General features: G+C 60.9%; 10 protein-coding genes. 6 read left to right on the plus strand and 4 right to left on the minus strand.

The features are described 5' to 3' along the window. From FMM79_RS09935 to FMM79_RS09950, 4 genes are all read left to right on the plus strand, one after another. The coding region (locus FMM79_RS09935; RefSeq protein WP_148625073.1) for an integrase core domain-containing protein at positions 1–268 on the plus strand (268 nt) is incomplete at its 5' end. Positions 269–464: 196 nt separating this feature from the next. Further along, on the plus strand, positions 465–1,817 hold the full coding sequence (locus FMM79_RS09940) for an antitoxin Xre/MbcA/ParS toxin-binding domain-containing protein (protein WP_240339099.1): 1,353 nt from the start codon (positions 465–467) through the stop codon (positions 1,815–1,817). Between the two features lie 466 nt (positions 1,818–2,283). After that, positions 2,284–3,216 carry an IS5 family transposase gene (locus tag FMM79_RS09945; protein WP_148627353.1) on the plus strand — a complete coding sequence of 311 codons (933 nt, stop codon included), beginning with the start codon at positions 2,284–2,286 and terminating at the stop codon, positions 3,214–3,216. Between the two features lie 165 nt (positions 3,217–3,381). Continuing rightward, positions 3,382–3,825: a GFA family protein gene (locus FMM79_RS09950; RefSeq protein ID WP_148627354.1), complete on the plus strand. Its 444-nt coding sequence runs from the start codon at positions 3,382–3,384 to the stop codon at positions 3,823–3,825. Positions 3,826–3,978: 153 nt separating this feature from the next. On the opposite strand, the gene FMM79_RS09955 is transcribed toward FMM79_RS09950, so the two are convergent. Then, positions 3,979–4,725 carry an SDR family oxidoreductase gene (locus FMM79_RS09955; RefSeq protein WP_148627355.1) on the minus strand — a complete coding sequence of 249 codons (747 nt, stop codon included), beginning with the start codon at positions 4,723–4,725 and terminating at the stop codon, positions 3,979–3,981. 29 nt (positions 4,726–4,754) lie between these two features. Next, positions 4,755–5,621 carry an SDR family oxidoreductase gene (locus FMM79_RS09960; protein ID WP_148627356.1) on the minus strand — a complete coding sequence of 289 codons (867 nt, stop codon included), beginning with the start codon at positions 5,619–5,621 and terminating at the stop codon, positions 4,755–4,757. Positions 5,622–5,728: 107 nt separating this feature from the next. On the opposite strand from FMM79_RS09960, the gene FMM79_RS09965 reads away from it, so the two are divergent. Next, complete coding sequence (locus tag FMM79_RS09965) at positions 5,729–6,625, plus strand: LysR family transcriptional regulator (RefSeq protein ID WP_148627357.1); 897 nt, start codon at positions 5,729–5,731, stop codon at positions 6,623–6,625. Positions 6,626–6,952: 327 nt separating this feature from the next. Here FMM79_RS09965 and FMM79_RS09970 read toward each other — a convergent pair whose 3' ends face one another. After that, positions 6,953–7,183, minus strand: coding sequence for a hypothetical protein (locus tag FMM79_RS09970; RefSeq protein WP_148627358.1), 231 nt, complete (start codon positions 7,181–7,183; stop codon positions 6,953–6,955). Between the two features lie 144 nt (positions 7,184–7,327). Here FMM79_RS09970 and FMM79_RS09975 point away from each other — a divergent pair, with 144 nt between their 5' ends. After that, positions 7,328–8,761, plus strand: a complete 1,434-nt coding sequence (locus FMM79_RS09975; protein WP_148627359.1) for a DUF6880 family protein — start codon at positions 7,328–7,330, stop codon at positions 8,759–8,761. A 968-nt stretch (positions 8,762–9,729) separates the two neighbouring features. Here the strand turns inward: FMM79_RS09975 and FMM79_RS09980 are convergent. Further along, the coding region (locus tag FMM79_RS09980; protein ID WP_148625125.1) for an integrase core domain-containing protein at positions 9,730–9,997 on the minus strand (268 nt) is incomplete at its 5' end.

The raw sequence follows: 9,997 nt of genomic DNA on the forward strand, positions 1-9,997 counted from the left end.
CTTCACCGGCGTGCTGCGGCGCGAGGGTATCGCCATCAGCATGGACGGCCGCGGCGCCTGGCGCGACAATGTCGTGGTCGAGCGGCTGTGGCGCTCGGTGAAGTACGAGGAAGTCTACCTGCACGCCGACGCATGCGTCAGCGAAGCGCGCAGTTCGATCGGCCGATACCTGGGCTTCTACAACGCCCGGAGACCTCACTCGAGCCTCGGCGGACGTACGCCCGATCAAACCTACTTTGACAATCTGCCACAGGCCGTGGCAGCGTGAATTGGCCGCGACTTGCGGGGCGTCACTCCGGCCGGGCTACGCCCGACCTCCATGACGCCCCGCAGGCGCCAGCTTGAACAACCAAACCGCAGACGATCCACTTATCAAACGTCAAAGGCTGTTCAGACAAACCGAGCCACTTCTGTCAATGGCTCGGCAGGCTCGTGCCATTGAACCACCTCAAGGAGCTCTTACCTTGCGCGCGATCCACGACCTGTCCGGCCTGATCAAATACGCTGGGCGCGAACCCTGGAAGACTCGGCTTGAAGAGTGCCTGGAAGAGCATTTCGGACCGGCAGCCGACGAGCTCGATGTCGATTTCGACGAACTGCTCGACATCGTTGGCCCGCACTGGGAAGGCCCCTTGTGGGGCTGCGCCTTCGAAGACCTGATCGGGCGCGAGTTCGATGGCGAAAATCTCGCCGACGATTACCTGAAGCGGCGTGGCTGGAACGAAAAGGCTTCCGTCAAAGCCTATATCAAGGCCCTGCGTCAGACACCGATGTCGCTCTACGAAGTGAGCGACATTGTACCAGGCAAGTCGATGCGTCTGCGCGACCTGCTTCAGGGCGGCGAGCCTGTCACCGTAGAGGAGCGCAGCGCGAGCAGCAGCTTGCACAACTGGGACCGGATTGCCACGCGCCTGATCGAGGGCCGAAGCGGCAGCGTCATTTCTGGAGCCTTGCTGGCATTTAGTCCGGATGGTAGCGAGCAGTTGATCGATGGCTTTACGAAGATCGGCGCCCAGCCCGATCCGGGCTTTGATTTCGACGTAACCGACCGCGCGATACTGCTGCGCCACAGCGCGCCCGTGATCACCTCGACCTGGCTGCTGGATGCTGCCGGTGTCATGGGCCCGCCGATGCCCGATCTGGTCAACAGCGAGGGCGATGACATTCTTTTCCATCGCCTGGTTTTCCCATTGCCCAAAGGCGTGACACAAAAGCAGATCGCAGCCCGTTTCCAGTCCCTGCCCACCATGTCGCCCGCTTCCGCCAAATTCTGGAATTGGCTGGAAGACAAGCGCGTCAAATCCCGGCGGCCCACGCAGCACGGCACGCAAATGCTGGCATCGACCATGGACGATGGTTCGACGATCTTTGGAAATGCCGAGCTGGCGGGACGTTTCCTGACGATCGAGGTCAACAGCGCCGAACGCGCGCAGCGTGCCCGGGACCTCTTCATCCCCTTGCTGGGCGATCTGGTCCAGGCACCGTTGACCGAGATCCGCACCGTTGCCCAGATGATGGCTGAACAACAGCAGGAGCGCGACGAAACCGCTGAGCCGGAGATCCCTGCCGCGGAGATGCAGCGCATCGTTCGCGACATGATGGACCGACAATACCGACAGGTCCTCGACGAGCCGGTCCCCGCTCTGGGGGACAAGACGCCGCGGCAGGCCGTCAGGACCAAAGCCGGGCGCGCCCAGGTGGTGGATTGGCTGAAGTACCTGGAGAACGGGACCGCCAAATCCGGCAACGAGCAGATGGCCGGTTACAGCTTTGCCTGGATGTGGGAAGAATTGGGCGTAGCCGACCTTCGGCACTAGATCAGCGTCGCCATGTTGCACGAGCGAAATCTCTCAACGCGAAACGTCGAAGGAAGAGCCCTTTTGGGAACAGTGGAGCGAGGAAGGATTGAGCAAGTCCTTCTACGTCATTGGTTTCGCAGGATCAGACAGACTGGTTGTCAAAAAAGGGGCACATCGGGCAAGATCGCTGTCAAAGCCTTGTGACAAAACCCCGGATGTTCCCGATTTGTCAGGCCAACTTGGCTGTCAACGGACACTTCCTATCTCAGTCAGCATCAACCACGCTCAAGGGCATTGCTTTTGTGGCGGTTTTTCTGCGAGATACGTCGCATGTCATCTCAACCTGTCTCAGCCAAGCGCGTACCATCTAGGGGCAACCTTGGGGGCAATGGGGGCAACTCAGGCATTTCGCGATGCTGACCGGCTTTGTTGCGCAAATCCCCGAGGGATTCCGTTTGTGAATCCAGGTGGTTAAGGGGCGACGATGAGCGAACCGCCCCGAGCCCGCTACCGCACGGCGAAATGGAAATCCTACAACGCAGCGCTGGCGCAGAGAGGTTCGCTTCAGGTCTGGTTTGATCCGGGGATGCAGTGGCTGTCCGCGCCAACAGGCAAGCGCGGGCGTCAGCCTATGTTCTCGGATGCCGCGATCCAGGCCTGCCTGACGCTGAAGGGCGTGTTCAAGCTGCCCTTGCGCCAGACCACCGGCATGGTCGCAAGTCTTCTCGAGATGGCAGGGCTGGATTGGCCAGTGCCGGATTTCAGCACCCTGAGCCGAAGGCAGAAGACCTTGCTTGTCGAGATTCCTTGCCAGCCCCGTTCCGGGCCGTTGCACCTGCTGATCGACAGCACGGGCATCAAGGCGGTGGGCGACGGAGAATGGTGCAGACGCAAGCATGGCCCATCCAAACGCCGCCAGTGGCGCAAGGTCCACCTGGGCGGGGACCTCGGATCGTCGGATATCCGCGCTATTGAAGTGACCGGAAGCCGGGTTGGCGATGCGCCCATGCTGCCCGAACTGCTGGCGCAGATACCACCCCATAAAGCCATCGCAAACGTCAGTGCCGATGGCGCTTTCGACACAAAAACTTGTCACGAAGCCATTGCCGCACGCGATGCCTGTGCGATCATACCCTCCCGCAGCAATGCAAAAGCCTGGCCCGAGTGCACGCCGGGCGTTGCCGCTCGCAATGAAATCGTTCGCTCACACCGGCGGTTCGGCAGGCCAATCTGGAAACGATGGAGCGGCTATCATCGGCGCAGTCTGGTCGAGACGAAAATGCATTGCTTCAAGTTGCTGGGCGAACGCATCATGGCACGAGACTTCGATCGCCAGGTCGCCGAACTGCAAATCCGCGCGGCCATCCTCAACCGTTTCACCGCACTCGGAAGGCCCAAAACTCAGCGTGTCGCGTGATTGATGCCTTCAAAGGCCAACTGCTGCCCTGCGATCTATTTATGCAACAAAGCCCTTCTCCATGACAAACCGCTGGCTTGCGCGCGCGCTACTTCAGGTGGATGGTGGGGCCGGATCCGTTTATCGCCGCGCAGCGCGCTCGAGCATATGCAGAAGGACGTACACATGACGATTGCCGGAGGCTGCCGGTGCGGTAGAGTGCGCTACGAACTGGTCAGCGACGAACTGCCGTTGTCCTATGCCTGCCACTGTCTCGACTGCCAGACCTGGAGCGGGAGTGCTTTCATGCTCCATGCAATGGTCCCGGAAGACGCATTGAAGATCCGTGGCGAGGCGGTCCGGCTGCGGTTGCCAGGCGGCACGGAGGTAATGCCCTCCGAACACGTCGGCTGTGCAAGCTGCCTCACCCGGATTGCCAATACCAACAGCGCTATCCCGGGGGTTGCCGTGCTAAAGATGGGAACTCTCGACCGCAGCAAAGAGGTGGTGCCTGCTGCGCATATCTGGGTAAGCCGCGCGCAACCCTGGATCATGTTTGATGAGGATGCGCCATGTTTCGATGAGACGCCAAGTCCCCAAGCATTCGCCAATGCAATTGCTGGGAGATAGACGCATGCGACTATCTAAGTCCCAAAGCAGCCTTCCGTACAGTTCTCATTTCATGATGGGCTGGTGGCGCGGGATGCATCTGCAAACCCCCTTCGACGTCAGTGATCAATGGGTGAAGGGCTGGCGGCCATCTGGACGACCGCCAGCTTTTGGCTATACGGCTTGCGATAGCGCCACCGCGTCCGGACCGGCGGGCAGGCTCGCAGATGTGTTTCGGTTGGTCACTGCTTCCCAGACCGCTTCTGCGACGTCATCGGCGGACGTGTTCGGCCCGGTATCGGATTGCCATCCTGCGAAGACGCGCTCGGCGAGCGGGGCGTAGGGTTCGGGAATCGCGCCTTCCATCCGGTCGCCCGCATTCTCTGCAAAGCTGGTGCCGGGCGCACGCCCCGGCAGAACGGTGCGAACGCGAATGCCGAAGGGTTCCAGCTCGATCGCCATGCTGTCGCTCAACGCATTCACCGCCGCTTTGCTCGCCGTGTAGATCGAAAGCAGCGGCAGCGGGGCGTAGGTTACCGAGGAGGTGACATTGACGATGGTTCCGTTCCCGCGCTCCCGCATCTGCGGCAGGATGGCCTGCGTCATCGCGATCGTGCCCAGCGTGTTCGTTTCGAACAGTTCGCGCGCAACCGGGATAGGCGTGCCTTCGACCGCGCCGAGCAACCCGATACCCGCATTGTTGACCAGCGCGTCGATCGGTCCCGCCGCTTCGATTGCCCGCGCGATGCTCTCCGGATCTGTGACGTCGAGCGCGATCACCCGGATGCGATCGGATTGCGGCAGAACATCTTCGCGCGGCGTGCGCATGGTTGCGACGACATCCCAGCCCCGCTCGGAGAAAAGTCCGGCAGTCGCCAGGCCGAAGCCTGACGAGCAGCCAGTGATGAGTATGGTAGACATAGACGCATCCTTTCGTTTCTTGGGGGGCATTACGCGGCGGCCAGCGCCTCGGCCGTTTCGCGGTACTGGTGCAACGGGCGACCGAGCATTGCGGTCAGGCGGTCGGTATCGCCAGCCTCGGGGATCATCCCGTGGCTGACATAGCGCTCCGCCATCAGGCGCATTTCATAGGCCTGCCAGGCTGGCATGAACCCGGCCATGTTCTGCTCGAACCCGGTGGGATCGTCGCCGCCATAGGCGACCGGGCGGCCACGCACATCTGACCATATGGCAGCCACGCGCTCGCCTGTAAGGGTTTCGGGGCCAACCACGTTGATCGTCTCGATCGGCAGCGGACCATCCGCATCGTGGCGGCGAACCAGCTCGATCGCGGCAACCTCGGCAATGTCGCGTGCATCGACCATGGCGACGCCCTTGCCGCCGATCGGCATCGGATAGATGCCGTGGTTCACGATGACATCCTTCACCATCGCTTCGTTGTCGATGAAATAGGTCGGGCGCAGGATCGCCGCGCCGAAGCCCATCTGCTCCAGCATCCGCTCGGCACCGCGCTTCACCGCAAAATGCGGCACGTTCACGGCCCCCTTGGCGTCGAAGACCGAGAGATAGACGATGCGGTCGATCCCCATCTCCCGTGCGACATTCAGTGTGACGATCGCTTGGGTGAATTCGTCGCCGGTTACTGCATTGAGCAGAAACAGCGTCGATACGCCCGACATGGCCGAACGCAGCGCATCGATATCGAGCAGGTGGCCCTGTGCCACCTCGACCTGCTCGGGGAAATCGGCCTTGGCGGGATCGCGGGTCAGAACGCGGACAGGCGCATCGCGCTTGACCAGCTGGTCGACGACATGGCGGCCGACGCGGCCGGTGGCTCCGGTAACGAGAATGGTCATGACAATATCTCCTCAGATTTGCGTTGTTGACGAAGAGAAAGTGGTCGATCCATAAGCGGTCCACTAGACGCGTAATATGGACACAGCGTCTCACAGGTGGAACGCGAATGGACCTGATTGCACTCGCCGACTTCACGCTGGTTGCGCGCCATGGCGGCTTTGGCAAAGCGGCCCGCGCTGCGAACCGCCCCAAGGCGACGTTGTCGCGGCGCGTGGCCGAACTGGAGGCGAGCCTCGATCTGCGCCTGTTCGAACGCGGAGGTCGCGAGCTGAAGCTGACCGAGGAAGGGCGGGCCCTGTCCGAACGCGCGGGCGCTCTGCTGGCCGAGCTCGAAGAGACAACGCGGTCCATCGCGTCGGGTGGCGATCAGCCCCGCGGAACTTTGCGGATCAGTGCGCCGCTCTTATTCTCCCAGACCGCGATGGGCCGTCTGGCGGCAGAGTTTGCCGCGAAATATCCCGAAGTGCGCCTTGAGGTGACGAGCGAAGACCGGCCCGTCGATATGATCGAGGAAGGCTATGATCTTGCCATAAGGGTCAATCCAGACCCCGATGAAACGTTGGTGGGGCGCGCGTTTCTCAGGGACAAACTGGTGGTGGTGGCTGCGCCCACTTTCTCCTGGCCCGATAGCGGGCCGGTTCGGGCCGTGGTTCGCGGCGATGACAAGTCGGGTAACTGGCCGATGGCGATGTCGGGAGAAAATTCCAACTTATCCGTCGAACCAGTCCTTCATCTGTCTTCCTTGATGACGATTCGAGACGCGGTCCGCGCAGGAGGTGGCGTCGCTCGACTTCCTGTTTCGTTGGTTGCAGGTGACGTTGCGACAGGCAGCCTGGTTTGCTGGGGAGATGTGCTTGGCTCGGACGTCGCGCTTTGGGCGCTCTATCCATCACGCCGTCTCTTGAGCGCACGGGTTTCTGCCTTTCTCGAACTCCTCAAGTCGGCTTTTCCCGATGGGGCCCCTGAGGAATTGGCCGCTTACCTCCAGGAAGTGCCTGTATGACGGAGCAAGTAAGCCTAGCGACGCAAACCCGGAGCGGTACGCTTAATTGACAAAGATTAGATCATTTGAAAAAATCCCATCGAATGGCTGCTTTACGCAGCTTGGCCCTAAAACCGGACAGTCTCCTCCTGGCACAGGTGGAGCCGTGAATGACCGGCAGCTATCAGGGAGCAGAAGCAAGTTGGGGAATGGCGGCTATGTTCGCGGATGTGGCCATCACGCAGATGCGAACCGAATGTCCGGTTTCCTCTTTCAGCGCTCTGAACCGGACTGAGCACAAAGTCCCAATTCCTGTCCGACCGCCGGCGGCCGTATGCCATCGAGCGCTCAGCCGGCGGCCACGATCGAATATTCAAGGCGCACGTCATCGAGCAGGCTTTCGATCGCCGCGCGCTGCGCATCGGTGCCGCTGAGCCGGACCTCCCAATTGCAGTGGGGATGCGTCCTCGTGTCTCGCACGATGACTATGCCAAGCGCCCGGCGCCATGTCTGCGACGCGCCTCCTCTTTTCTGGACGAGGCCTGTTACAAGCAGATTCTCGAGGGCGGATGCCGTCATAGGCACCGCCTAACCGTTGCTCGCGGCTCGTCAAACAGAGCCTCTCGATCCACGGCACAGATCACGGGCTGGCCTCGGAGCGGCAAGTCCACGCCAAGTTTTATTCGCCGTTGACCTACGCGATCCAGCGAACAAAGACGGCGCATGGCCCGATCGAAGACACTCAACACCACCAACCTTACCGCACTCGGCGCCGAGAGACTCGCAGCGCTACTGATAGAACTTGCGGAAGGTGACGCCGCGATGAAGCGGCGCCTGCGTCTTGAACTGGCAAGCCAAGGTGGCGGCGAAGACGTCGCCGCCGAAGTGCGCAAGCGTCTCGTCGCGATCGCCCGCGCACGGGGTTTCATCGACTGGCGCAAGATCCGTTCGCTGGCGCAGGACCTCGAAACCCAGCGCGCAGCCATCATGACGCATGTGGCGCCAATTGCACCATCCGAAGCCTTCGACTTGCTCTGGCGCATGCTCGAAATGGCCCCGTCGATCCATCAGCGATGTGATGATAGCAATGGTATCGTGGGCGGTGTTCTCGATGAGGTCCTGACGAACCTTGGTGAAGTGGCCATGCCATCCGGTTTCAGCGCCGAGCGGTTGGCCGAGCTTGTCTTCACCGGCACATGCGATAACGACTACGGCCAGTTCGACGGTCTGATCTCGCTGATGGCGCCAGCCCTCGGGCCGCCCGGGCTTGCCATCCTGAAAACGAAATTCGAGGCCTTGGCCAAAACCCCACCGGTCGCGCCGACGGGCAAAGCCCGCAAGATCATCGGCTACGGTTCACAAGGAACGATCTACGAAGACGACTACAAGGCCCGCCATCACGCGCGCCTCATCAAACGCACGCTCGCTGAAATCGCCGATGCTTTGGGCGACGTCGATGGCTTCGTCGCACTTCAGTCCAATGACGAACGCACGAACCCGGCAATTGCCGCGCAGATCGCGCAAAGGCTGCTCGATGCCGGACGCGCAAACGAGGCATTGGCAGCCCTCGACCAAGCCCCTGCCGAAATACGCAAAGGCGGGCGATGGCCTGAATGGCAGAAGGTTCGGATCGATGCGCTCGAAGCAGATGGACACTCCGAAACGGCACAGCACGAGCGGTGGAAAGTGTTCGAACGCACGCTCGATGCCGAGTACCTGAAAGCCTACATCAAGCGACTGCCCAACTTCGACGACATGGAAGTCGCGGAACGCGCACTCGCTCATGCACGCGGGTTCTCCGGTTTCCATCAGGCGTTGGCATTCCTGGTCGAGTGGCCTGCGCTCGATGCCGCCGCCGAATTGATTCTGGCGCGGCCCGATGAAATCGACGGAGACCACTACTGGCTACTCACCCCCGCGGCCGAAGTGCTCGAGCCCAAACATCCACTTGGAGCGACCCTGCTGCTGCGCGCCATGATCGACTTCGCCCTCGATAGGGCCCGCGCCAAGCGCTACCCCCACGCCGCCCGCCACTTGCAGACCTGCGCGTACCTCGCCGGCAAGATCGATGCATTCGGCGACCATGCCGACCACGAGGTGTACGTGGCATCACTCAAGGCGAACCATGGGAGGAAAAGCGGGTTCTGGAAAAATTGAGCGATGAGATATTGCCCCCCAGCTAAACCATTGGTTTAGAAGGGCCGGGCAGACTGGTTGTCAAATAACGGGCACATCGGGCAAGAACCCTGTCAAAGCCTTGTGACAAAACCCCGGATGTTCCCGATTTGTCAGGCCAACTTGGCTGTCAATGGACACTTCCTATCCCTTGACACCAAACCTTGCCCGGAGTGACACGAAGTCTGCCCGCAAGAGGTCTTGGGTTAAATCTTCGCCAGCCATCAGCTAGACGCGAAGCACCCCTCAGCAACATTCAAGTGAACGCGACCGCAGCCAGGCAAAGCTTGCCCGCGCAGTTTTGTGCAGGTGACTTTTACGGCTTTGCCGCCAAGCGACACGGAACGTCGGGCTCGGGCCGATTTCGGACTGTCCGGATCGAAGCTTGAATGTGGGGAGAGCTGCCGTTCGCAGAGCGCTGGCTTCCAACCATAGCAGGTCACTACTATTCCTCCGCTGACTATCCACCCCGACATTGGCTGCCCACCCATCCTAATCAAATGCATCGATCAGAACACGCAGAATAGGGCGCAGTCCGACCGGCCATCAGAAAGTTTTCTGCAAACCGGCATTCCAGAACTGGTGGAAAACATCGGCGCCGAACTGGCAGGCTTGCCCCGGCGTTTCGATGGCCTAACGTGATGTCCAGCAGTGGAGGCACTCAACAAAATGGCACTTTCGAAAAGCCGGATTGACAGAGCCGGTCGGTCTTTAGCACATCCGGCCGAACTTACCATTGAAGCGATGGAATTGGAGGAAGATTTCGATGAATATCGAATTTCGCATCTTGAGCCTTTGTCGCTCACAGAAGTGGCTCGGTTTGTCTGAACAGCCTTTGACGTTTGATAAGTGGATCGTCTGCGGTTTGGTTGTTCAAGCTGGCGCCTGCGGGGCGTCATGGAGGTCGGGCGTAGCCCGGCCGGAGTGACGCCCCGCAAGTCGCGGCCAATTCACGCTGCCACGGCCTGTGGCAGATTGTCAAAGTAGGTTTGATCGGGCGTACGTCCGCCGAGGCTCGAGTGAGGTCTCCGGGCGTTGTAGAAGCCCAGGTATCGGCCGATCGAACTGCGCGCTTCGCTGACGCATGCGTAGGCGTGCAGGTAGACTTCCTCGTACTTCACCGAGCGCCACAGCCGCTCGACCACGACATTGTCGCGCCAGGCGCCGCGGCCGTCCATGCTGATGGCGATACCCTCGCGCCGCAGCACGCCGGTGAAG

Origin of the sequence: Novosphingobium sp. BW1, from assembly GCF_008107685.1 — a bacterium.
Taxonomy (GTDB): Bacteria; Pseudomonadota; Alphaproteobacteria; order Sphingomonadales; family Sphingomonadaceae; genus Novosphingobium.

Coding starts and splice junctions, on each gene's coding strand:
- FMM79_RS09955 (WP_148627355.1), bottom strand. CDS start 4,725: ATGTCTACCATACTCATCACTGGCTGCTCGTCAGGCTTCGGCCTGGCG.
- FMM79_RS09970 (WP_148627358.1), bottom strand. CDS start 7,183: ATGACGGCATCCGCCCTCGAGAATCTGCTTGTAACAGGCCTCGTCCAG.
- FMM79_RS09945 (WP_148627353.1), top strand. CDS start 2,284: ATGAGCGAACCGCCCCGAGCCCGCTACCGCACGGCGAAATGGAAATCC.
- FMM79_RS09950 (WP_148627354.1), top strand. CDS start 3,382: ATGACGATTGCCGGAGGCTGCCGGTGCGGTAGAGTGCGCTACGAACTG.
- FMM79_RS09975 (WP_148627359.1), top strand. CDS start 7,328: ATGGCCCGATCGAAGACACTCAACACCACCAACCTTACCGCACTCGGC.
- FMM79_RS09965 (WP_148627357.1), top strand. CDS start 5,729: ATGGACCTGATTGCACTCGCCGACTTCACGCTGGTTGCGCGCCATGGC.
- FMM79_RS09960 (WP_148627356.1), bottom strand. CDS start 5,621: ATGACCATTCTCGTTACCGGAGCCACCGGCCGCGTCGGCCGCCATGTC.